This is a genomic window from Microbulbifer maximicatervae (SeqCode) (assembly GCF_052467325.1).
On the sequence record NZ_CP174310.1, the window covers coordinates 2,987,532 to 3,009,287 of the forward strand.

The 21,756-nt window shown below is 48.7% G+C and carries 22 protein-coding genes; 16 read left to right on the forward strand and 6 right to left on the reverse strand.

The features are described from left to right. Genes ACJJIE_RS13410 through ACJJIE_RS13420 form a run of 3 tightly spaced genes read left to right on the forward strand, consistent with a single transcriptional unit; the run spans position 1 to position 3,974 of the window. Complete coding sequence (locus ACJJIE_RS13410) at positions 1 to 1,614, forward strand: class I SAM-dependent DNA methyltransferase (protein ID WP_444892014.1); 1,614 nt, start codon at positions 1 to 3, stop codon at positions 1,612 to 1,614. After that, positions 1,611 to 2,972 (forward strand): restriction endonuclease subunit S, encoded by a 1,362-nt coding sequence (locus tag ACJJIE_RS13415; RefSeq protein ID WP_444892015.1) that lies wholly within the window; start codon positions 1,611 to 1,613, stop codon positions 2,970 to 2,972. Before ACJJIE_RS13410 ends, ACJJIE_RS13415 begins: the two co-directional genes overlap by 4 nt. A gap of 60 nt (positions 2,973 to 3,032) precedes the next feature. Next, the gene (locus tag ACJJIE_RS13420) at positions 3,033 to 3,974 is read left to right on the forward strand and encodes a COG2958 family protein (protein ID WP_444892016.1); all 942 of its coding nucleotides are present in this window, start codon (positions 3,033 to 3,035) and stop codon (positions 3,972 to 3,974) included. A 799-nt stretch (positions 3,975 to 4,773) separates the two neighbouring features. Here ACJJIE_RS13420 and ACJJIE_RS13425 read toward each other — a convergent pair. From ACJJIE_RS13425 to ACJJIE_RS13445, 5 genes are read right to left on the reverse strand one after another with little or no spacing between them, the layout of a single operon-like run. Beyond that, a complete protein-coding gene (locus ACJJIE_RS13425) occupies positions 4,774 to 5,592 on the reverse strand; it encodes a hypothetical protein (RefSeq protein ID WP_444892017.1) in 819 nt (272 codons plus the stop codon). 34 nt (positions 5,593 to 5,626) lie between these two features. Continuing rightward, positions 5,627 to 6,448 (reverse strand): hypothetical protein, encoded by an 822-nt coding sequence (locus tag ACJJIE_RS13430; protein WP_444892018.1) that lies wholly within the window; start codon positions 6,446 to 6,448, stop codon positions 5,627 to 5,629. Between the two features lie 33 nt (positions 6,449 to 6,481). Beyond that, positions 6,482 to 7,306 carry a hypothetical protein gene (locus ACJJIE_RS13435; protein ID WP_444892019.1) on the reverse strand — a complete coding sequence of 275 codons (825 nt, stop codon included), beginning with the start codon at positions 7,304 to 7,306 and terminating at the stop codon, positions 6,482 to 6,484. A 34-nt stretch (positions 7,307 to 7,340) separates the two neighbouring features. Beyond that, on the reverse strand, positions 7,341 to 8,165 hold the full coding sequence (locus ACJJIE_RS13440; protein WP_444892020.1) for a hypothetical protein: 825 nt from the start codon (positions 8,163 to 8,165) through the stop codon (positions 7,341 to 7,343). Continuing rightward, positions 8,162 to 9,487 (reverse strand): hypothetical protein, encoded by a 1,326-nt coding sequence (locus ACJJIE_RS13445; RefSeq protein WP_444892021.1) that lies wholly within the window; start codon positions 9,485 to 9,487, stop codon positions 8,162 to 8,164. The genes ACJJIE_RS13440 and ACJJIE_RS13445 overlap by 4 nt, the downstream gene beginning before the upstream one ends. A gap of 381 nt (positions 9,488 to 9,868) precedes the next feature. On the opposite strand from ACJJIE_RS13445, the gene ACJJIE_RS13450 reads away from it, so the two are divergent. Next, positions 9,869 to 10,012, forward strand: a complete 144-nt coding sequence (locus ACJJIE_RS13450; RefSeq protein ID WP_444892022.1) for a hypothetical protein — start codon at positions 9,869 to 9,871, stop codon at positions 10,010 to 10,012. Positions 10,013 to 10,095: 83 nt separating this feature from the next. Here ACJJIE_RS13450 and ACJJIE_RS13455 read toward each other — a convergent pair whose 3' ends face one another. Beyond that, on the reverse strand, positions 10,096 to 10,965 hold the full coding sequence (locus ACJJIE_RS13455; RefSeq protein ID WP_444892023.1) for an alpha/beta hydrolase: 870 nt from the start codon (positions 10,963 to 10,965) through the stop codon (positions 10,096 to 10,098). A gap of 663 nt (positions 10,966 to 11,628) precedes the next feature. Here ACJJIE_RS13455 and ACJJIE_RS13460 point away from each other — a divergent pair. From ACJJIE_RS13460 to mnhG, 12 genes are all read left to right on the forward strand, one after another. Next, positions 11,629 to 12,366 (forward strand): OmpW/AlkL family protein, encoded by a 738-nt coding sequence (locus ACJJIE_RS13460; protein WP_444892024.1) that lies wholly within the window; start codon positions 11,629 to 11,631, stop codon positions 12,364 to 12,366. A gap of 170 nt (positions 12,367 to 12,536) precedes the next feature. Continuing rightward, positions 12,537 to 12,968: a DoxX family protein gene (locus tag ACJJIE_RS13465; protein WP_282931265.1), complete on the forward strand. Its 432-nt coding sequence runs from the start codon at positions 12,537 to 12,539 to the stop codon at positions 12,966 to 12,968. Between the two features lie 47 nt (positions 12,969 to 13,015). Next, positions 13,016 to 13,987: a glutathione S-transferase family protein gene (locus tag ACJJIE_RS13470; RefSeq protein ID WP_444892025.1), complete on the forward strand. Its 972-nt coding sequence runs from the start codon at positions 13,016 to 13,018 to the stop codon at positions 13,985 to 13,987. Between the two features lie 105 nt (positions 13,988 to 14,092). Next, positions 14,093 to 14,995: a LysR family transcriptional regulator gene (locus tag ACJJIE_RS13475; RefSeq protein WP_444892026.1), complete on the forward strand. Its 903-nt coding sequence runs from the start codon at positions 14,093 to 14,095 to the stop codon at positions 14,993 to 14,995. Positions 14,996 to 15,097: 102 nt separating this feature from the next. After that, on the forward strand, positions 15,098 to 15,790 hold the full coding sequence (locus tag ACJJIE_RS13480) for a pirin family protein (protein ID WP_444892027.1): 693 nt from the start codon (positions 15,098 to 15,100) through the stop codon (positions 15,788 to 15,790). 219 nt (positions 15,791 to 16,009) lie between these two features. After that, the gene (gene mbhE, locus ACJJIE_RS13485; protein ID WP_444892028.1) at positions 16,010 to 18,295 is read left to right on the forward strand and encodes a hydrogen gas-evolving membrane-bound hydrogenase subunit E; all 2,286 of its coding nucleotides are present in this window, start codon (positions 16,010 to 16,012) and stop codon (positions 18,293 to 18,295) included. After that, complete coding sequence (locus tag ACJJIE_RS13490) at positions 18,292 to 18,711, forward strand: Na+/H+ antiporter subunit B (protein WP_282931260.1); 420 nt, start codon at positions 18,292 to 18,294, stop codon at positions 18,709 to 18,711. The genes mbhE and ACJJIE_RS13490 overlap by 4 nt, the downstream gene beginning before the upstream one ends. A 1-nt stretch (position 18,712) precedes the next feature. Beyond that, positions 18,713 to 19,087: a Na+/H+ antiporter subunit C gene (locus ACJJIE_RS13495; protein ID WP_282931259.1), complete on the forward strand. Its 375-nt coding sequence runs from the start codon at positions 18,713 to 18,715 to the stop codon at positions 19,085 to 19,087. Next, on the forward strand, positions 19,084 to 20,604 hold the full coding sequence (locus tag ACJJIE_RS13500; RefSeq protein WP_444892029.1) for a Na+/H+ antiporter subunit D: 1,521 nt from the start codon (positions 19,084 to 19,086) through the stop codon (positions 20,602 to 20,604). Before ACJJIE_RS13495 ends, ACJJIE_RS13500 begins: the two co-directional genes overlap by 4 nt. A 6-nt stretch (positions 20,605 to 20,610) precedes the next feature. After that, complete coding sequence (locus tag ACJJIE_RS13505) at positions 20,611 to 21,084, forward strand: Na+/H+ antiporter subunit E (RefSeq protein WP_413663317.1); 474 nt, start codon at positions 20,611 to 20,613, stop codon at positions 21,082 to 21,084. Beyond that, complete coding sequence (locus tag ACJJIE_RS13510; protein WP_282931256.1) at positions 21,084 to 21,419, forward strand: cation:proton antiporter; 336 nt, start codon at positions 21,084 to 21,086, stop codon at positions 21,417 to 21,419. The genes ACJJIE_RS13505 and ACJJIE_RS13510 overlap by 1 nt, the downstream gene beginning before the upstream one ends. Beyond that, complete coding sequence (gene mnhG / locus ACJJIE_RS13515; protein WP_282931255.1) at positions 21,409 to 21,753, forward strand: monovalent cation/H(+) antiporter subunit G; 345 nt, start codon at positions 21,409 to 21,411, stop codon at positions 21,751 to 21,753. Before ACJJIE_RS13510 ends, mnhG begins: the two co-directional genes overlap by 11 nt. Positions 21,754 to 21,756 lie beyond the last annotated feature (3 nt).

Genomic DNA, 21,756 nt, shown 5'->3' on the forward strand with positions numbered 1-21,756 from the left:
ATGACCAACAACCATATCGTGCAGAAACTCTGGAACCTCTGCGACGTACTGCGTGACGACGGCATCAACTACTCCGACTATGTCACCGAACTGGTGCTGCTGCTGTTTATCAAGATGGTGCACGAGAACACCGAGAGCGGCGCTCTCAAGCAACACCCGCTGCCGCAGGGCTGCCGCTGGACCGATCTCAACCGCCAGTCCGGTATCAATCTGTTGAACGACTACAAGCGCATACTGCTCGCCCTGTCCACCGGCCGCCACGCCAACGGCGATATCGCCCACGAGGACCCGCTGATCAGCGCCATTTACGCCGACGCCCAGACCCGCCTGCGCGAGCCCCGCCACCTGGAGCAGATGATCAAATCCCTCGACCAGATCGACTGGTTCAGCGCACAGAAAGACGGCCTCGGCGACCTCTACGAGGGCCTGTTGCAGAAGAACGCCACCGAGACCAAATCCGGCGCCGGCCAGTACTTCACCCCCCGCGTCCTGATCGACGCCATGGTGCGCTGTGTCAAACCCGAGGCCGGCGAAGTGATCCAGGACCCCGCCGCCGGCACCGGCGGCTTCCTGATTGCCGCCGACCGCTATATCAAGGACCACACCGACGAGCTGTTCGACCTGAATGGCGAGGCCCAGCACTTCCAGAAAAACAAAGCGTTTATCGGCATCGAGCTGGTCCCCAGTACCCGCCGCCTGGCCCTGATGAACTGCCTGCTGCACGGTATGGAGGGCGATGCCGAAGGCGTGGTGCATCTGGGCAATGCCCTCGGCCAGGCCGGCGCCAGCCTGGAGCCGGTGGATATCGTGCTGGCCAACCCACCGTTTGGCACCGCCAAGGGCGGCGAGGCCAGTATCAGCCGCGACGACCTCACCTATAAAACCAGCAACAAACAGCTGGCCTTTGTGCAGCATATCTACCGCACCCTCAAACCCGGTGGCTGCGCCGCCGTGGTACTGCCGGATAACGTGCTGTTTGAAGCGGGCGTGGGCACCGAAATCCGCCGCGACCTGATGCACAAGTGCAACCTGCACACCATTTTGCGCCTGCCCACCGGCATCTTTTATGCCGCCGGGGTGAAAACCAATGTGCTGTTTTTTAACAAGGGCTCCGCCAAAGACCCCTACCAGGAGGAAAACTGCACCCAACACACCTGGGTCTACGACCTGCGCACCAATATCCCCAGCTTCGGCAAGCGCAGCCCGTTTAGAGAGGAACACTTAAAGCCGTTTGAAAAATGCTACGGCAACAAGCCCGATGGCACCAGCAGGCGCAGCGAGGGCGACTGGTCCTTTTGTGCTGAAAGTAATGGGAGTGATAAGGGTGCCGAACAGACCATAGAAAACAGCCGCTGGCGCCGCTTCTCCCGCGACTGGATCGCCGAGCAAAAAGGCGATTCCCTGGATATCAGCTGGCTTAAGGATGCCGACAGTATCGATGCCAGTGAGCTGCCGCAGCCGGCGGAGTTGGCTGCTGAGGCCATGGGGGAGCTGGTGCAGGCCTTGGGGGAATTGGATGGGTTAATGCGGGAGTTGGGAAGTGAAGAAGAGATTAGTAAAAGCGAGATGCACCTCTCCCATATTCTCAACCTTACACGTACGGAGGCCGTATGAAGCACAATCGGCCCTCAAGCTGGCAATTGGTAAAGGTTGGTGACCTGTGCAATTTATTTAATGGTAGAGCTTTCAAGTCTAGTGAATGGTCAGAGCAAGGCTTACCTATTATTCGAATTCAAAATTTAAATAACTCAAACGCAAAATTTAATTATTTTGACGGTGAACTAGCAGACAAACATAAGATAAACCCGGGCGATCTACTTTTTGCATGGTCAGGAACTCCAGGCACGTCTTTTGGCGCGCACGAATGGAAAGCTGCAACTGCCGCACTGAACCAGCATATATTTAAAGTTTCATATAATAAAAAATTTATAAATAAAATATTTTTACGATATGCGATAAATCAAACCCTTGACATCCTAATTGACGGTGCTCATGGCGGGGTGGGTCTGCGACATGTCACTAAAGGGAAATTTGAAGCTACTGAATTAACTTTCCCCCCATTAGCTGAACAAAAAGTAATCGCCGAAAAACTCGACCGCTTACTGGCGCAGGTGGAGAGCAGCAAAGCCCGCCTGCAACGCATCCCGCAGATCCTAAAACGCTTTCGCCAAGCGGTATTGGCGGCGGCGGTTAGTGGGGAGTTAACTAAAGAATGGCGAGATACAAAAAAAATAGAAATAGAGTCCTGGCAAGATACAATTTTTTTTGAAGTTTGCGATGAAATAACTGTTGGCTATGTTGGAAAAATGTCTGATAAATACACGGAATCCGGAATTCCATTTCTAAGGTCACAAAATATTAGGCCTTTCCGGTTTTCAGAAAAAAATCTACTGTACATTTCGGAAGAATTTCACCAGAAAATTATTAAATCCAGGCTTGAAAAGGGTGATCTTGCTATTGTCCGTTCTGGCGCTCCAGGAACAACATGTGTAATACCTAAGAATCTAGGAGTTGCTAATTGCTCAGACCTAGTTATTGCCCGGCCTGGAAACAGACTTATTTCTGGGTTTGGTTGTATCTTCATGAACTCAGAGGTCGCACAGAGAAATGTTGCCGCAAACCAAGTTGGCGTGGCTCAACAACATTTCAATGTTCGTTCGATGAAGGAGATGCCAATCTTACTCCCTAGTACAGAAGAGCAAAAAGAAATTGTTCAGCAAGTAGAGCATCTCTTCGCCTACGCCGATAAAATCGAACAGCAGGTCAATAGTGCCCTGGCCAAGGTGGAGCAACTTAGCCAGTCGATCCTGGCCAAGGCGTTTAGGGGCGAGCTGACCGAGCAGTGGCGCCGCGACAACCCGGACTTGATTAGCGGCGACAACAGCGCCGCCGCCCTGCTGGCGCGAATCCAGGCCGAGCGCGCCGCCGCCAAACCGGCCCCGCGCAAGCGCCGCAAAACCACAGCCGCCTAATCGGCAAGAAATAAAAATATCCCCGGCAGCCCCCTGCCGGGCACGCCACAAGGAAGTATTATGGCCTTAAAACTGCGCGAAAGCGTGTTTGAGATACTGCGCGAACACCGCGAGCAACCACTGAGCGCCCGCCAGATCGCGGAAAAAATCCTGCAATTCCACCCCGAAGCCTGCGCGGACAAACTGGCCCGCAGCAGTTTCCTCAATAATCAAAGCGAGCTGCTGCAGCAGATCGTCGCCGAGATTGCAGCCTCGCGCCCGCGCCTGCAAAAAATCCACCCACAGATAAAAACCCTGGAAACCCGGCCGCGCAAATTCTATTACAGCGAGGCCAGCGCCACCGAGGAAATCGCCCGCGCGGAATCCGCACCGGCAAGCGCCACTAAAACTCCTCCCCCGAGTAAAAAGCCCAGCGAGGCCCAGCTCTACCCACTGCTCGGTGAATACCTCTATGCGGAGTTAAGCCTGCTCAGCAAGCGTATCGACGAAAAGCGCAGCTCCAATAACAAGGGCCCGAACGGCAACCGCTGGCTCTACCCGGATATTGTCGCCCTGGAGAATCTCACAGCCAGCTGGAGCACAGAAATCCGCGCCTGTGCCAGCCAATACGCCGACCAGCGCACCCGCCTCTGGTCCTTCGAAGTCAAATGCCGGCTGAACCGTTCCAATAGCCGCGAGTGCTTCTTCCAGGCCCTGTCCAACTCCTCCTGGGCCAACCTGGGCTATCTGGTCGCCGCCGAGATTGAGGGCAGCGACACCCTAAAAGAACTGCGCTTGCTCAGCGCCGCCCACGGTATCGGCTTAATGCTGCTGGATGCCGAAAACCCAGCGGAAAGCCAAATCCTGATCCCCGCCCGCGAACGCGCCGCCATCGACTGGGATATTGCCAGCCGCCTCGCGGTAGAGAATAAAGACTTCCTCGCCTATATCAAAAGTATCCGCCACTTCTACCAAACCGGTGACCTGCGCCACTCGGATTGGCAAGCCACTGGCGACGAATAAGCAACGAGTAAGGCCATTGTTATTATGGCATTTAGGGAAAACAATTATTTCAACTAATAATTCAGCGCAGTAGAAATTTGTAAAACAATGAGAAATTTATCCATTTCAAAGCCAGCGAGAGAACATCTTGAAAAGATTTTCTTGAATATCGGCTATCTATATTTAACTTTATTTATCTATCAAGTGTACACCGAAGGCGACATTCTTGACCTCCAGTACCTATCCAACTTGGATATGAAGAACACCAACACTCTCTTTGCGATAAGTTTTCTTGCGTTTCTATTCACCTCTTGCTCAGCCTGCATTATTTATCGCATACGACACCTACAAACCGGCAAACCTTTCATATCTGAACTACAAAAAAAACATTTTAGAAAAATAAATTCAAATATTTGGTATAGCTATTTTTTCTTATTTATTTTTCAACTATCTAATGAGGGCGATATTTTTGAGTACCAGTATTTCTCTAGCTTGATCATACAAAGCGACGCCTTTATCCCAGCAGGCATTCTTGTTGCACTCGGCATAATGATGTACTTCTTGGGGAGTATTTACCATGCCTGGATTCTGCTAAAGCTATCCCTGAAACAGCATCGATCAAATTCGGTTAGTGAGCAGGGGTAAAGCTGCCTATTTTAGTGGCTAATAAAAATAGATTGGTGTTTGATTTTATAAACCAATTGATATATTGGTCAGCTTACCGGCCTGCCATGCGGCCGGTAGGCGCTTGTACATGGGAGGCCATAATAATAATTTCTTCAGCACCACACCGTCTCTCTACACAAACTTCGGGCCAGATTTAGGCCCGCTGTTGTGCCAATTTCGAGGCTTCACTTAAAGCCGCCTGCCGCTGCCTTTCAGCATCTGGCGTCAGGGTAATATCAATATTCTCAGCAAACTCACGCGCCGTTCTTTCCGCCGCTTCGGCAAAGTTATTGTCATCCGCTAGGTGATCTACACCGCTGGTACTGGGCATATAGGAAAATTTAAGAATATGTTCGTCGGTAATAGCGGTAGCCCAGGTGTGCCTCTTCAGTTCAAATGGTCTCCATATAGAAAATGAATAGCAAGTTAGCCCCCTATGCTCAGCTGGATGCAAAGCTTCAACGGTTTTGGGGTATAACCAAGTATGAATTTCCGGATTATAGGGTTCCACGTAATCACCTTCGCGCCGTTTTCTATTTCGCTCTTCGTAATCTCGTGCCAAATCATCCAGAAAAATCATGGCCAGCTGCTCGGGGATAAACAGACTCTGCAAACCGTATTTTTTCAGATCCCGGCGCTGGATAATCATCTGTAGGGTACCGCCCCCCACAACCCCGTCACCGAACAAACCATCCGTATAGACCCAACCGCTTTTATAGACAATTTCGGTTTCACCACCATCCCATTGCTCAAAGCTGCGAGTATCATAGATATTCATTCGCTCCACCCAAATATCATTGGGGAACATCTCAGTTTGAGGGGGATTTTTAAATTTGAGCTTGATCCCGGAAAGGTCAATTTCCTTCCAGGGAGCTTTCTCAAAATCCGGGCCGTAAAGATTTAGCTTACTGGCCTGCCATGCGGCCGGCAGACGCTGGTAAATGGGTGGCCACAATAATAGTTTCTTCAGCATCACACCGCCTCTCTGCACAAACTTCGGGCCAGGTTTAGGCCCGCTGCTGTGCCAATTTCGAGGCTTCAGTTAAAGCCGCCTGCCGCTGCCTTTCAGCATCTGGCGTCAGGGTAATATAAATATTCTCAGCAAACTCACGTGCCGTTCTTTCCGCCGCTTCGGCAAAGTTATTGTCATCCGCCAAGTGGTTGACAGCATTGGCGCTGGGTCTGTAGGAAAATTTAAGGATATGTTCATCGGTAATAGCGGTAGCCCATGTGTGCCTTTTCATCTCGAATGGCTGCCATATAGGAAACGAGTAACACGCCAGACCCCGATGCTCCGATGGATTCAGTGCTTCAACAGTTTGGGGATATAGCCAAACATCAACTTCCGGATTGTAGGGCTCCAGATAATCGCCTTCGCGCAGCTCTCTATTCCGCTCTCCATAATCTTTCGCCAAATCATCCAGCAAAATCACTGCAAACTGCTCAGGAATAAACAGGCTCTGCAAACCGTATTTTTTTAAATCCCGTCGCTGGATAATCATCTGCAGGGTACCGCCCCCCACAACCCCATCACCGAACAGGCCATCGGTATAGACCCAGCCACTCTTATATAGCGTTTTAGTCCTGCCACCATCCCAAGGGGGGCTAAAAGATTGATCATCGTAGATATTCATCCCCTCCACCCGGATATCATTTGGGAACATCTCAGTTTGAGGGGGATTTTTAAACTTGAGCTTTATCCCGGAAAGGTCAATTTCCTTCCAGGGGGCATGCTCAAAATTCGGACCGTAAAGATTCAGCTTACTGGCCTGCCATGCGGCCGGCAGACGCTTATAAATGGGCGGCCACAATAGCAGTCTTTTTAGCATCGTAAGTTTCTCTACACAAACTTCGGGCCAGATCTAGGCCCGCTGCTGTGCCAAGGTCGAGGCTTCAGTTAAAGCCGCCTGCCGCTGCCTTTCAGCATCTGGCGTCAGGGTAATATCAATATTCTCAGCAAACTCACGCGCCGTTCTTTCCGCCGCTTCGGCAAAGTTATTGTCATCCGCTAGGTGATCTACACCGCTGGTACTGGGCATATAGGAAAACTCAAGGAGGTGCTCATCGGTAATAGCGATAGCCCATGTATGCTTCTTTGTTTCCAAAGGTCTCCATATCGAGAAAGAGTAGCAAGTCAGACCTTGATGCTCCAATGGATTCAGCGCTGCAACGGTTTTAGGATATAACCAGGTATGAATTTCCGAGTTATACGGCTCTACATAATTATCGTCTTCGCGCCGCTTTCTATTCCGCTCTTCATAATCTTTTTCGAAATCATCCAGCAAAATCACTGCAAGCTGCTCGGGAATAAACAGGCTCTGCAAACCATATTTTTTTAGATCCCGTCGCTGAATAATCATCTGTAGGGTACCGCCCCCCACAACTCCATCGCCGAACAGGCCATCTGTGTAGACCCAGCCACTCTTATATAGTGTCTTAGTCCTACCACCATCCCAAGGAGAATTATAGGAATTATCATCGTAGATATTCATCCCCTCCACCCGGATATCATTAGGGAACATTCTCGTCTGAGGGGGATTTTTAAAATTGAGTTTGATCCCGGAAAGGTCAATTTCCTTCCAGGGAGCTTGCTCAAAATCCGGGCCGTAAAGGTTCAGCTTACTGGCCTGCCATGCGGCCGGCAGGCGCTTGTAAATGGGCGGCCACAATAATAGTTTCTTCAGCATCACACCGCCTCTCTGCACAAACTTCGGGCCAGGTTTAGGCCCGCTGCTGTGCCAATTTCGATGCTTCAGTTAAAGCCGCCTGCCGCTGTCTTTCAGCATCTGGCGTCAGAGTAATATCAATATTCTCAGCAAACTCACGCGCTGTTCTTTCCGCCGCTTCAGCAAAGTTATTGTCATCCGCCAGGTGATTCACACCGCTGGCGCTGGGCATATAGAAAAATTTAAGGATATGTTCATCAGTAATAGCGGTAGCCCATGTGTATCTTTTCAACTCAAATGGCTGCCATATTGAAAATGAGTAACAGGCCAGCCCCCCGCACTCCGATGGATTCAGCGCTTCAACGCTTTTGGGGTACAGCCAAACATCAACTTCCGGATTATAGGGCTCTACGTGATTATCACCTTCCCGTAGTTCCTTATTCCTAGCCTCGTAATCCCTCGCTAAATCATCCAGTAGAATCATGGCCATCTGCTTGGGAATAAACAGGCTCCGCAAACCATACTTTTTTAAATCCCGCCGCTGAATAATCATCTGTAGGGTACCGCCCCCCACAACTCCATCGCCGAACAGGCCATCTGTGTAGACCCAGCCACTCTTATATAGTGTCTTAGTCCTACCACCATCCCAGGGGGGGCTAAAAGATTGATCGTCGTAGATATTCATCCCCTCCACCCGGATATCATTAGGGAACATTCTCGTCTGAGGAGGGTTTTTAAATTTGAGTTTGATCCCGGAAAGGTCAATTTGCTTCCAGGGGGCTTGCTCAAAGTCTGGCCCGTAAAGGTTCAGCTTACTGGCCTGCCATGCGGCCGGCAGGCGCTTGTAAATGGGCGGCCACAATAGTAATTTTTTTATCATCTCGCATACTCGCGGCGCAGACTCCCGGCCAGTTTTAGGAACGAGCTTAGCCCTGCTCCATTCTCCGATCTCACATGCATATCCATTTCATCTATGCTTTTAAAGGGGTGCATATGGGGATTTAGAGTAGAATCATTAGCGTGGTTGGCCAGCATATTTCTTAATGCTCGCGCTTTTACTGCCATGCCCACACCACCAGCACCGGCACTCAATCCACCAAGCCCAAGTGTAAAACCACCAGTAGCGGATGACATGAGAGCTGCGATTGCAGTTGTAGAACTCCGCTGCATGTTCAGTGATACCACACCTGCAACTTCTTTATAATCAGATCCAAAGGCCTTTATCTCTTTAGAGATACGCGGGTTAACCCGATTCAGGGGTTGACTCCAGTCATGGGGATGATATTTAAAAACGTCTTTATGAAGTTTTAATCCAGCCCCCCGCACCAATGGCAATAGGGTTTGAAAATTCCCCTTGGGAGCCGCAAAAAACACCGTATGCTTGTCTAGTACCTGCCCCTGCAAACGCAGCAAGGTCTTGCGGAATAAGTGGCAGCCATCACCGTGAATCACCCACTGGGTATCCCTTCCTTCCTTTTGTGATGCCAATATCAGGTTACCCAGCTTGTTCGCTGTCACTTCAAAAGAAACCTGTTTCTGTTGGGGGGTCTTCCACTGCTGGCCAGCGCTGTAAAGCGGGCGTGGATTATAAAATAAACCAAACCCCTCGTCTTTAATCCCCTGACTGCCGCTGATATCTTTATAGGCGCCATTCACCATTCCCGGCATAATATCCCTGGCTGCAACTTCAGCATCTTCACAGAGCCCATTAACAGCCATATTAGTACGGCGGATTTGAAATTGCTCTTTCTTGTCCAGCCCCCACACTTCCTCGTCTGTTTTATAATCAACATGATACAAGCCCGGCGTTACATCCCCTCCAGCATGCTCGGCAAAATCAATACGAGTGATATAGACACCACCGCGCCGATTATCTGCACTGGGCTGGATAATCTTGTAACCGATCTGTAGGTTCTCAATGATATCCATATGCTCAAAGGCATTACCGGTATTGTTATAGCTCTTCAAGCCTCCAGCGGTGGCCCGCAGTTGGGCAAGGCGGGACATCACCATGGCTCCTTTGTAGCCACTTCTTGCTAGCCAGCTGGCAAACTTCTCGGCGATGGCTGCAGCAATATAAACCTTACGGCCATCTTTAGCGTCTGAAATCAGGAGGTAGCCGTTTGAGTTATCCCCCATAGCCTTAAAGCCATGTACCTCCATTGCAGGAGAAGCCGCTAAACCAGAACCAAATACCTTCATTCGAGAATCCCTCCCTTATACATAACAATCGGTTTGATCGGGCGTTATTATCTATAAAAATCGGCCAAAATCACGTTATTAACAGACAGCTTTTATACATAATGTGATTTATTTCCAGTTTGAAATAATAAAGGGCAAGAGCTAGCCTAAGCTTCCAAAGATATTGAACAACAAGTGTGGTGGCAAACTGGCTTTAGCTACTTGGCTGTCCTACAGGAATTGTGGAAGCTTTGTGGATTTGTACCAACCAGCAAGTCTATAAAGCTACCTCTACTGGATTCAATTTCTCGCCTCTAACCATATTGCAAGCGCCTACCGCTAGCCCTTGTTTATTGGTACCAATGTATCAACCACTAAAAGTGATACGCAGAAATTGAGACAGTGAGAAACAAAGAGTTGATAGGGGTATTAGAGACAGTCGAAGAATACTTCAAACGAGAAAAACTGGCAGGCTTTAAATCAGAAGGACTGCAAAATAGCAATAAAATAAAAAATTATTCCAGCAATACTTGCAAACAAAAATAAAAGAGCCTTATACAGGGAACTATTAAAAGCTCCGTAAGGCGAGCATTCAAGGCCCGCCGCACCTCTAAGCCTCAATAGCTTGGTTAACCCACACGCTTCCCCAAATCGGCTCCTACTATTACCTTCTTGGCCTTTTCCATTTGCAGAAATTCTGCCACTGACTCTATTACTTCAGCATCCCAAACCATTTTCCGATGCCCAACACCGTTAATTTTAATCATCTCCGCTGCGGGCCAGGTTTTATGAATTCTTTCTCCGTGGAAGACAGGTACTTCATCGTCTTCAGTATCGTAGATCATTAAGAGCGGGGTATCTTCTGGGGTATACATTTTGCACTGCAACAACTCCTGCCAAGAGTACCCTATTTGATTCGCTATCTTGTCTTGGCATAGCTCTGCAGTTTCAGGGCTTACCTTCAGCATATTTTTCATAATTTCTATAATGGGCAAGGGAGCACTCGGTGCGCCGAGTATTGCGTAGCACTGGGCTTTAAGCCCAAACTCCCGCGCGCGCATTGTCATCATTCCGCCCATCGAGTGACCGACGATGGCAAATATTTCCGAAAACTGGCTGGCCAGAGAGCAGATATCTTTCGCCATAATATCGAAATTACAAACCTTGCCCTCAGAGTGACCGTGAGCGGTAGCATCGATAGCCACCGCTTGGAAACCCTGCTCAGCAATTGCCATCGCCAAGGTTGCCATTTTTGCGGCTTTGGCTTCCCAGCCGTGGCAGAGAATCACTACAGGCCCCTCCCCCCAGGACCAGGCCGTATTTTCTGTTCCTAAAGCACCTCGGTAAGTAATCTTCTTGGCTTGAGACTGCTGAGCCTTCTCACGCTCGGAGTCAGCATAGCGTCTGGGTCGAGAAGACAGGTACATTGCAATATTTGCCGATAATTTTGGGGATAGCCGCCCTGTGAGTTGCATTGTTCCCTGTATTATCTTAAGCATGTTATTAAATCTCTAGCCAAGTGTCTTATATGATCATTGATAGTGGGTTTTACTAAGGGAGCCTCTGAATAACTCCGTAATGCCTTTGCGGGTCTTGAAGGCTGCAGATGTTAGGCGTAGCTCGCCGCGAATGGCCGTAGCCCTTTGCAAGAGCTGCAACGCAGCAGCTGTGGCCTTCAAGGCCCGCCCTTCGGGGCTTGCAGAGTGATTCACACTCCGCGTTGCGACTTCTTGAAAGGTCTAGACATTCCTGCGAAGCCGCGCCTTGATTGTGAACCGCTCTGCATGCCAGAGGTATCATGGAGTTATTCAGAGGCTCCTAAGCATTAAGAAAAATACACTGATCAAGAATCGCTAAATATATATCAACGTAGAAACACAAAATAATACAGGGCGAATTCAATCAATAGATTAACCGATTCGACAATTATCGCCGCAATAGGAAATAAAACTCTTTTCTGGTTTGCACTCTCTCACAGATAGGAAATTTTTCTCAAAGGGAGCCAGCAAAGTTATATCAATAAAATACCGCGCCACAGCTTTTACTATCTTCTTTCCCGGATCTCCAAGACATCTACACTAATAATCTGGCGGTAAGTTGCGGTATTCATATCGCTATCAGACCTCCTACTTATTACCAGTCGCACCTCTGGAAGGTTGGGCATGAACGGAATCAATCTGACATTAGTTTTTTGTGCAGTACTGTTGCTTACCAGCCCGTCGGTTGCGGACTATAAAAAGGGAGATTTTATCGTTCGCGTTGGCGCTGCTGCGGTCGATCCAAACGACGATTCTGGTAGACTTCGCCTAAATGGCACCCCCTTGGACTACACCCGGGTCTACGTGGATACCGGCTACTCCGCTAGCATCACTGGTACCTGGTTATTTGCAGACCACTGGGGACTGGAATTACTGGCAGCTGTACCTTTCCGGCACGATCTCGATGTTCGCGGTTTACCGGACCCGGATACCGGTGATCCACTGGGTCGGGTATCACTGGGTGACATCAAGCACCTTCCACCAACCCTCAGCGTACAGTGGTATCCGGTATGCACCGAGTCCTGGGTACAACCTTATATTGGTGTGGGAATTAACTACACCCATTTCTTCGATGAAGATATCAGCCGCACGGCACAAAACTACTTCGAGACGGCCCTGGGTGCAGACTCAAGGGCATCCCTGAGCCTGAGCAATTCCTGGGGCCTGGCTGGGGAAGTGGGCGTAGATATTGCCTTTGGACGAGAGAGCAACTGGCTGTTTAATGCGGCCATCTGGTACTTGAGCATCGATACCAAGGCCAAAATTCGCTTCCGCACAGAAGATAACGACTACGACCGCATCAATGTAAATGTAGATATTGACCCCTGGGTCTACTCAATAGGTATCGGCTATCACTTCTGAGCGGCCTTTTGTCCACTTCTGAATGAACCTGACCCACCCGATGTTCGATTTATTCGAATGATATGGTCGAATTTAACCAATTTTCATTCTACTCGTCCTCTATAAACTGCCCCTTATCCACAGCAGCTACTCCGCAGTGGCGCTCAATTTACAGTTTAAGGACCGACACAATGAATACTTCCACTTTATCCACAGCATCAAATGCCCCCAGTGGTTCCTTGTTTCCAGCCGTCGCAGACCTTTCCGGACGTATTGGCTTGGCAGCAATCTTCTTACTGGCAGGTGTTAACAAGATCCAAAACTATGAGGGTAGCGCTCAGTACCTGGCCTACGGTGGTCTACCCGAGTTTCTGCTCCCATTGGTAATCCTGTTTGAGATAGGCGGTGCCTTAGCTCTGATTGCGGGTTTTCAAACTCGATTAACTGCTCTGGCATTCGCCGGATTTAGCTTACTCACTGCGTTCCTGTTCCATAGCAACCTGGAAGATCAAATGCAGTTTCTAATGTTCTTTAAGAACCTGGCTATAGCCGGTGGTTTTCTGGTGATAGCAGCCCATGGCGCTGGGCGTTTCAGCTTGGACAACAGAAAGAAAACACATTGATTCCATCTGAAGCCAGTCACAAAACAACCGCTATTTAGGAGTATGAAATGGGATTGTTAATTAATGGCCAGTGGCACGACCAGTGGTATGACACCAAGAATTCGGGGGGCGCATTTAAGCGAGAGGCTGCACAGTTACGCAACTGGATTACTGTCGATGACAGCGCAGGGCCTAGTGGCATAGGTGGCTTTAAAGCTGAGTCTGGGCGCTACCATCTATATGTATCCCTGGCCTGCCCCTGGGCTCATCGCACCTTGATTTTCCGCAAATTGAAAAAGCTGGAAGAACATATCAGTACCTCCGTTGTAAGCCCGGATATGCTTGAGCAGGGATGGAGCTTCAATACCGATGAGGGTAGTAGCGGTGATGCACTATTTGGTTATGACTTTATGCATCAGGTTTACACTCGCAATAAATCCGACTACTCCGGCCGCGTTACGGTCCCAGTACTTTGGGACAAACAGCAAAACTGTATTGTCAGCAATGAGTCATCCGAAATAATTCGCATGTTTAATAGTGCGTTTAATGAAATTACTGGTGATACACAGGACTTTTATCCCAAAGACAAACAGAAAGATATCGAAGCCATCAATCAATTGGTCTATGAAAACATAAATAACGGGGTTTATCGCTGTGGTTTCGCGACGACTCAATCCGCTTATGAAGAGGCCTACCGAAACTTATTTGATGCCCTGGATAAGGTAGAGGCAATATTAAGTAAACAGCGGTATCTGGTAGGCGATAAGGTCTCTGAAGCAGATTGGCGACTATTCACAACTTTAATTCGCTTTGATTCCGTTTATCACGGCCACTTCAAGTGTAACCGGCAGCGTCTGGAAGACTTCCCCAACCTGCGCAATTATGTCCGCGAGCTATACCAGTGGCCGCAGGTCTCAGAGACAGTGAATTTCCACCATATTAAACGCCACTACTATTTTAGCCATAAATCCATCAACCCCAGCCAGGTGGTACCTGTGGGTCCAATGATCGATTACAACAGTCCCCACAATCGGGTATAAATACGCTTGCCCCGCGCTTGGGGCAAGTATTTGGGGTTCTAGGCAGTGCAGCTTTGCCCTTGATATTTATCCACAACTGCCGGTATAAGAATCTGGGTTTACATAATGCAAAAAACCACCTTAGAACAATGGCGCATGTTTAAAGCGGTAGTGGATGCCGGAGGTTTTAATCAGGCTTCTGCGCGAGTCCATAAAAGCCAATCCAGTATTCACAATGCGGTTAGCAACCTGGAAGCTGCTCTCGGAGTCAAGCTTTTTGAGATATCTGGCCGCAAAGTGATACTCACGGAAGTTGGCAACCTAATGCTGCGCCGCGGCCAATACCTGCTGGATGAAGTCTCCCGTATCGAGGATATTGCCAAAACCCTTGGTGAAGGCGTGGAATCAGAACTGCGTATCGCTGTAGATGGCGCCTTCCCCCAAAGTGTGGTTTTTCAGGCACTGGAGAAAGTTTCGGCGAGATATCCCCAGGTGAATATCGATATTGTCGATACCGTATTGTCCGGTACCAATGAGTTGATCCAAGAAGGGCTTGTGGATTTAGGCCTTTCTGCCTTTCCTATGAAAAATGCTCTCAACGATGAAATTTGCCGTATAGAATTTGTCGCTGTCGCTCATAGAGATCATCCGCTACATCAATTAAATTGCGAACTGACGTACGAGAATCTGAAATTATATCGACAGATTATTGTGCGGGACTCAGCTATGCAGACAAACAGGGATTCAGGCTGGCTGGGAGCGGAACAGCGCTGGAAGGTGGGTAGTTTACGGGCCTCCTTGGATCTTATTGAACAGGGCCTCGGATTCGCCTGGCTACCCATACCCTTAATTTCCAAGTTACTCAATGCGGGGACGCTTAAAAAGCTTAAATTAAAAAACGGTAGCCTACGCTCCACAAGCTTTTTCTTGAACTTTAAAGACCAGGATAAATTAGGCCCTGCCGCTAGAGAGTTTATTGGTGAGCTAAGATTGCTGACCTTAGATATGCCAACCTCTGAAGAAGCTTAAATATTCTATTAATACGAATAACCGATTCATTATTATCCAATATCTCCTATAACCACAGCAGCCTACCATAGCCAAAATATTTCTACCGATAAGGAATTGGCTATGTACTACTTCAGACCATCAGGGGAACGGGGGCAAGCCCGTTTTGGTTGGCTACACAGCAAACACAGTTTTTCATTTGGGCACTATTATGACCCGAATCATCTGGGGTTTTCCGCGCTGCGAGTTATTAACGATGATACCGTAAAGCCTGGGGCAGGCTTTGACACTCATGGCCATCAGGATATGGAAATTATTTCCTATATTCTGGAGGGTGCTATCGAACATTTAGATAGCGAGGGAAACCACTTTGTCGTTCCCGCTGGTGAGATTCAAAGAATGAGTGCAGGTAAAGGTATTACCCATTCAGAGTATAACCACTCAAAGACTAAAAACCTTAAATTTCTGCAAATCTGGATTCAACCTAACCGGAAAAATATTCAGCCCAGCTATGAACAAAAATCAATTACTCAAGCTGGGGCACTAACTCCGTTGGCAACTCCCGATGGACGCGATAACTCACTAATTATTCACCAGGATGCCAGATTATTTCGCCTCCAACTACGTACTGGTGAGAGTTTAAGATTGAACACCCTTAAGCGCCCAGGATATCTTCATATCATCGCTGGTAATGTCAAACTCAATGGCAGTCACCTGCTAGTGGCGGGAGATGGCTTGGGAGTTTATCGGGAAAAAATAGAGTTAACCGCTTCAGCAAATAATGTTCTCGCACTATGGTTCGACTTGCCTCGATAATAGGCAATCTATCAACAGACTGATTCTGTTGGAGCTGTAAACCTGCTCTGAGATACCGCTTCTTGTAACAGGCATTGGAATCTATCTAACCAGAACATTCATCTTTACAAGCACAAGACTACTCACCCTAAAAGCGACAATCTCCGGTTTACACCTAAACTATTAACTTGGCAGTGATTCACTGCTAGATACTGACATCGAGTCACCAAGGATAAAATAATGGGATCAGTAGGCGACATGGAAAGTCGCAATGGCGATAGAAAAGCGCCGGGAAGATGGATCTCCCTGCTTTCTCCGATTCCTCCGGCCATTGTCGCCTTGTTATTGCTTTTTCATCTACCCGATATTTCTGCAGGCAGAGAGTTTTCCTTTGGCATTAGCTGGGTTCCAGATCTGGGCATATCCCTGCGTTTCTATATCGACGGACTCAGTTTTTTATTTGCCTTATTAATTAGTGGTATTGGATTTTTTATCACCATTTATGCCGCCGAGTATTTGCGCGGCAATCCACTATTGCGACGCTTCTTCCTCTATCTCTATCTCTTTATGATCGGAATGCTGGGTTTGGTATTGGCATCCGATCTCATTACTTTATTTGTGTTTTGGGAAGTGACGACAGTCGCGAGCTACCTCCTGATTGGCTTTAACCACTCCAGTGCTGTTGCGCGGCGATCAGCTTTACAGGCTTTACTAGTAACTGCCTTAGGGGGGCTTTGCTTACTTACCGCTTTCTTATTAATGGGACAAATTGTCGATAGCTATGACCTTGAAGAGTTGTTAATAAAAGGGGAACAAATTAAATCCAGTTCACTCTATCTTCCTATTTTGATTCTGGTACTTATTGGAGCATTCTCAAAGTCGGCACAATTGCCTTTCCATTTTTGGTTACCCAATGCCATGGCGGCTCCAACACCGGTGAGCGCATATCTACACTCGGCCACTATGGTCAAAGCCGGTATTTACCTTCTTGCGCGCCTACATCCGGTACTGGCTCACACTGAATACTGGGAGTGGATTTTAACCTGCACCGGTATTGCCACTGCCGCAGTAGCGGCAGTGGCTGCCCTGCGTCAAACAGACCTGAAACGGGCCCTCGCCTATACCACCGTAATCGCTCTCGGCACTATCACCATGTTTCTGGGTTCTGATGCTTCAGCTGCCGTCGCCGCTGCAATTACTTTCTTGCTGGTTCACTCTTTTTACAAAGCTGCACTGTTTATGGTGGTGGGCATTATCGATCGGCAGACCGGTACCCGGGATTTAACCAAGCTACACGGCCTGGCAAAATTATTGCCCTTTGCGTTTATCGCTGCGCTGGCTTCAGCCCTATCCATGGCAGGGTTCCCGCCGTTCCTTGGATTTATTGGCAAAGAACTGAAATATGAAGGTGCCTTGGCGGTAGCTTCAGAGCCCGCATTGGTGGGCACAGCAGCAATTTTTGCCAATGCGGTAACGGTGACAGTAGCCGGTATGGTGGCCATCAAACCCTTCTTTGGTCCTCCACCCAAAGATGCCAGCCGTATTCGAAGCGCACCTCCCGGTTTGTGGATAAGCCCAATAATTTTAAGCGCTTTCGGCCTCACATTTGGCCTAGCCCCGGACTTAGTCGGTGGCGGACTGGTGGAACCGGCTCTCACAGCGATACTCGGACTTCCAGAAACCATCGACCTAAAACTCTGGCACGGTATTAACATTCCTCTCCTGATGAGCATTCTTACTTTTGTGCTCGGGGTGATTATGTATGTCAATCTCAAACGTATGCGAGCTTGGTTAAACTGGGACTTTACCCATGCGCCAACTAGCGCCGATTTACTGTGGGATAAATCCTTAGAACTATTAAAAGCTTTTGCCGCGCTACAAACACGTATATTGCAAAATGGAATTATGCGTCGTTATCTCACTGTTATTTTTGTTACTCTCTCGATGGCTTTAATTTATGCCTTTATACATACCGGCCACTTCTCACTGGAGTACACTGCACCACGCCTCAATTTAAAAGAGTGGGCAGCCATACTGCTGACGGTAGGAGGCACCTTTACTGCGGGCATTGCGCGTAAACCTCTGACCGCCATTTGCGCACTCGGCGCTCTCGGTGTGGGTATAGCACTAATTTATCTTTTCTTTGGCGCACCGGATGTAGCCATTACACAGATTCTGGTAGAAACGCTGTATCTGGTATTAATTGCTGCGATTCTTCCACGCCTGCCCGTATTTACTCCCGGTAAGAAGGAAGGCTTCCGTCCCAGGGATGCACTGCTGGGTGCCACAGTCGGCCTTTTATTTACTATCAGTATTTTGGTGGTCCTGCAAACCCCATTCGAGAGCCCTGTGAGTGAATTTTACAAGGAGGCTTCAGTACCCGAGGCCCATGGGCGCAATATCGTCAATGTCATTCTGGTGGACTTCCGGGCCCTGGATACTTTCGGGGAGATTATTGTGGTGTTCACCGCAGCTGTCGCTGCAGTGACCTTACTCGGTCATCATTTAAGACGGGGCAAGCAGTGAATTCTATTATCCTACAGACAGCGACCCGTGTGTTGGTAGCCCTGATCCTGGTCTTCTCCATTTACATGCTGTTACGTGGACACAATTATCCCGGAGGCGGATTTATTGCTGGATTAATTGCCGCTTCTGCTTTTGCCCTGTTTGCTATGGCTTGGGGGATGGAGGCTGCACAAAGTGCTCTGCGCATACCTCCAGGGACCCTCGCCGCCTGGGGAGTTGTCATTGCCGGGTTATCTGGATTAATGGCTCTATTTTGGGGAGATGGCCCCTTTTCCGGACAGTGGTTTGCCATGGTAGGGAGCAAGGAAACTGGCGGAATTATTATCAGCAATGTTTTATTTTTTGATATTGGAGTTTACCTAACAGTACTCGGAGCCGTTCTCACACTGATTTTCGCACTGGAAGAGGCCAGCTAAAATGGAAGCTCCACTCGCCGTTGTCGTCGGCATCCTGATAGCTACCGGCGTTTACCTTATGCTGGCCCGCCACCTGTTACACTACCTGTTTGGCTTGGTACTGATCAGCAATGCCGCCAATTTGGCAATTTTTATCGCCGGACGACTGACCCGTGCCTCGCCACCGCTGGTCCCCAAGGGCCAGGAAGCCCCGCAAATTATCGTTGCCAATCCCCTACCCCAGGCCCTGATCCTAACCGCAATCGTAATTGGCTTTGGCTTGCTGGCTTTTGCCCTGGCACTAATTGCACAAGCTTACCGGGAGCTGGGTACATTAGATGTGGATAGTATGAGAATTGCTGAACCAGTTAAGCCCAAGAGGAAGAAAGCCCCTTGAGTTGGTTATTGGCCCTGCCATTCTTAATCCCTATCGCCACGGCGTTAATTACATTTCCCGCACGCGGCCGCCAATATCTTTGCTCTGCCATTTCTATATTGGGATGCCTCACCGCCCTTTGCTTCAATATTTTTATTCTAATCCTGGTTGAAACCAATGGTCCTCAGGCCGGGCAGATGGGGGATTGGCAGGCCCCTTTCGGAATCACATTGGTCGCCGATCGACTCAGTGCGGTAATGCTGCTGATCAGTGCCATTGTGGGATTATGTGTCTCACTATTTGCAATATCAGACATCAGTGAAAAACGTGTGAAGATGGGATTTCACAGCTTCTTCCAGCTGCTTTTAGCGGGCGTCAGCGGTAGCTTTATCACTGGTGATTTATTCAATTTATATGTGTGGTTTGAGGTAATGTTAATTGCCTCTTTCGCTCTACTGGTACTCGGTGGTGAGAAAATACAACTGGATGGCGGTATTAAATATGTAGCGTTAAATCTGGTATCCACACTGTTGATGCTGACCTCTATCGGGCTCCTTTATGGGCTCACTGGCACCCTGAATATGGCTCAGCTGCATATTTCCCTGGCAGAGGTGCAAAATCCTGTCGCTATTTCAACATTGGCAGTTATATTTATCTGTGCTTTTGGGATCAAGGCGGCAATATTTCCCCTGTTTTTTTGGTTGCCCGCTTCATACCATGTTCCGCCGGTCGCCGTTACCGCTGTATTTGCCGGTCTATTGACTAAGGTCGGCGTCTACGCGCTTATTCGCACCTTTACTTTAATATTTCCCAATGATCTTGAGTTCACCCGGGATATTTTATTATGGGCAGCATTGCTCACCATGCTGACAGGGGTGTTGGGCGCTGCGGCACATTATGAATTCCGGAAAATACTTGCATTTCATATCATCAGCCAGATTGGATTCCTGGTCCTGGGGCTAGCGCTGAACAGCCCCCTGGCATTGGCCGGATCTGTTTTCTATATGGTCCACAACATTGTGGCAAAAACGAACTTATTCCTGATCAGTGGCACTGCTCAGCGCCTCACAGGCAGTTATGAATTGAATGAGATTGGCGGTTTATATCGGTCCAGTCCGTTTCTGTCGACATTATTTTTTATAGCCGCATTCAGCTTGGCTGGATTTCCTCCACTATCAGGTTTTTGGGCAAAACTGCTATTGGTCAAGGCTAGCCTGGACCAGGCCGCCTATATCGTCGCTGCTGTCGCATTAATTACCGGGGCACTGACTCTATTTTCAATGAGCAAGATATGGGCGGAAGCATTCTGGAAACCCCACCCCGAGGAGCATTGCAAGAATTTATACAGCTTAAGTGGTGCGGAGCGCTTCCAGCGGCTGCTTCCAGTCATATTGCTCGCACTTATCACCTTGACCTTGGGATTTGTTCCTGAACCTTTTATAGAGTACTCCCTGGGTGCTGCCGGAGAGTTATTGGAGCCTGATGATTACCTGAACGCAGTGTTGCCAGGTATTGTTCATTCAATTACGGATAACTGAATAGAAATGCGTATTTTTCTATTAAATTTGCTGCTCGCCATCAGTTGGTCTGCGCTGACGGGAAATGCTTCCATGGCGAACTTTTTCTTTGGCTTTTTGATCGGTTTTTTGGCACTTCGAGTATCTCCCATACTGCCTGGGGCACAAACCTACTTTACCCGCCTGCCGCGCTTGGCTCATTTATTCTTTTTCTTTATCGAGGAGCTTGTTTTATCCAGCCTGCGTGCCGCCTACGAAGTCTTTTCGCCCCGCTTGCAAAGCCGGCCCCTGGTAGTACGACTACCCATGGAGAGGCTCGATAGAAACCAGATTTTTATTCTCACTAATTTAATTTCGCTGACACCGGGCACTATGGTATTGGATGTCACACCCAACAATGATGCCTTAATCGTACATACTATGTTTGTCAGTGATCCAGAAACCTTTCGCGAGGAGATTAGGGAGGGTTTTGAGAAACGGGTTAAGGAGGCTGTTTCCTGATGTTTCTCACAATTATCGATATTCATTCGCCACTGGTCACAGTAGCAATCAATATTGCTTCCTTTCTATTGTTACTCGCCCTGGTGATGTGCTTCCTGCGTATCGCTTTGGGCCCCACCTTAGCAGACAGGGTTGTCGCCCTGGATGTTCTCAATATTTTGGCGGTAGCCTACTGTGCACTACTGGCAATCGCCTCGGGACAACCCGTGTACCTGGACGCTGCCATCGCCCTGGCCCTGGTCGCATTTTTAGTGAGTGTGGCCTTTGCCCGCTTTATTGAAAAAAGCGGCTCGCGCACAGTCACCCACAGCCATAGGGGTCGTGATGACATTTGATGAAATTTTTATCGCTTTGATAATTCTGGTGGGCAGTTTTTTTGGGTTCAGCGCCGCTTTGGGCTTGCTGCGAATGCCGGACTTTTACACTCGAATGAGTACATCGGGAAAAGGGGCTACGGTATGTTGTGGGTTATTACTGGCGGGCGTAGCAATTCTCTTTAGCGATGCCCAGGTGACCGCCAGGGCCATTGCTGCCATCTTATTCTTATTACTGACAGTTCCAATCGGTGTACATATGATTGCCCGGGCAGCCTACCGGGCCGGCACTCCCATGTGGCGAGGTACCGGCTCCAAGATCAAGTTCAAGAACCCGATGCGCAATATTCAGTAAGGA

Excerpts from the sequence above, each read along its gene's own strand:
- ACJJIE_RS13410 (WP_444892014.1), top strand. The coding sequence starts at position 1 with ATGACCAACAACCATATCGTGCAGAAACTCTGGAACCTCTGCGACGTA.
- ACJJIE_RS13415 (WP_444892015.1), top strand. The coding sequence starts at position 1,611 with ATGAAGCACAATCGGCCCTCAAGCTGGCAATTGGTAAAGGTTGGTGAC.
- ACJJIE_RS13420 (WP_444892016.1), top strand. The coding sequence starts at position 3,033 with ATGGCCTTAAAACTGCGCGAAAGCGTGTTTGAGATACTGCGCGAACAC.
- ACJJIE_RS13425 (WP_444892017.1), bottom strand. The coding sequence starts at position 5,592 with ATGCTGAAGAAACTATTATTGTGGCCACCCATTTACCAGCGTCTGCCG.
- ACJJIE_RS13430 (WP_444892018.1), bottom strand. The coding sequence starts at position 6,448 with ATGCTAAAAAGACTGCTATTGTGGCCGCCCATTTATAAGCGTCTGCCG.
- ACJJIE_RS13435 (WP_444892019.1), bottom strand. The coding sequence starts at position 7,306 with ATGCTGAAGAAACTATTATTGTGGCCGCCCATTTACAAGCGCCTGCCG.
- ACJJIE_RS13440 (WP_444892020.1), bottom strand. The coding sequence starts at position 8,165 with ATGATAAAAAAATTACTATTGTGGCCGCCCATTTACAAGCGCCTGCCG.
- ACJJIE_RS13445 (WP_444892021.1), bottom strand. The coding sequence starts at position 9,487 with ATGAAGGTATTTGGTTCTGGTTTAGCGGCTTCTCCTGCAATGGAGGTA.
- ACJJIE_RS13455 (WP_444892023.1), bottom strand. The coding sequence starts at position 10,965 with ATGCTTAAGATAATACAGGGAACAATGCAACTCACAGGGCGGCTATCC.
- ACJJIE_RS13460 (WP_444892024.1), top strand. The coding sequence starts at position 11,629 with ATGAACGGAATCAATCTGACATTAGTTTTTTGTGCAGTACTGTTGCTT.
- ACJJIE_RS13465 (WP_282931265.1), top strand. The coding sequence starts at position 12,537 with ATGAATACTTCCACTTTATCCACAGCATCAAATGCCCCCAGTGGTTCC.
- ACJJIE_RS13470 (WP_444892025.1), top strand. The coding sequence starts at position 13,016 with ATGGGATTGTTAATTAATGGCCAGTGGCACGACCAGTGGTATGACACC.
- ACJJIE_RS13475 (WP_444892026.1), top strand. The coding sequence starts at position 14,093 with ATGCAAAAAACCACCTTAGAACAATGGCGCATGTTTAAAGCGGTAGTG.
- ACJJIE_RS13480 (WP_444892027.1), top strand. The coding sequence starts at position 15,098 with ATGTACTACTTCAGACCATCAGGGGAACGGGGGCAAGCCCGTTTTGGT.
- mbhE (WP_444892028.1), top strand. The coding sequence starts at position 16,010 with ATGGGATCAGTAGGCGACATGGAAAGTCGCAATGGCGATAGAAAAGCG.
- ACJJIE_RS13495 (WP_282931259.1), top strand. The coding sequence starts at position 18,713 with ATGGAAGCTCCACTCGCCGTTGTCGTCGGCATCCTGATAGCTACCGGC.
- ACJJIE_RS13505 (WP_413663317.1), top strand. The coding sequence starts at position 20,611 with ATGCGTATTTTTCTATTAAATTTGCTGCTCGCCATCAGTTGGTCTGCG.
- ACJJIE_RS13510 (WP_282931256.1), top strand. The coding sequence starts at position 21,084 with ATGTTTCTCACAATTATCGATATTCATTCGCCACTGGTCACAGTAGCA.
- mnhG (WP_282931255.1), top strand. The coding sequence starts at position 21,409 with ATGACATTTGATGAAATTTTTATCGCTTTGATAATTCTGGTGGGCAGT.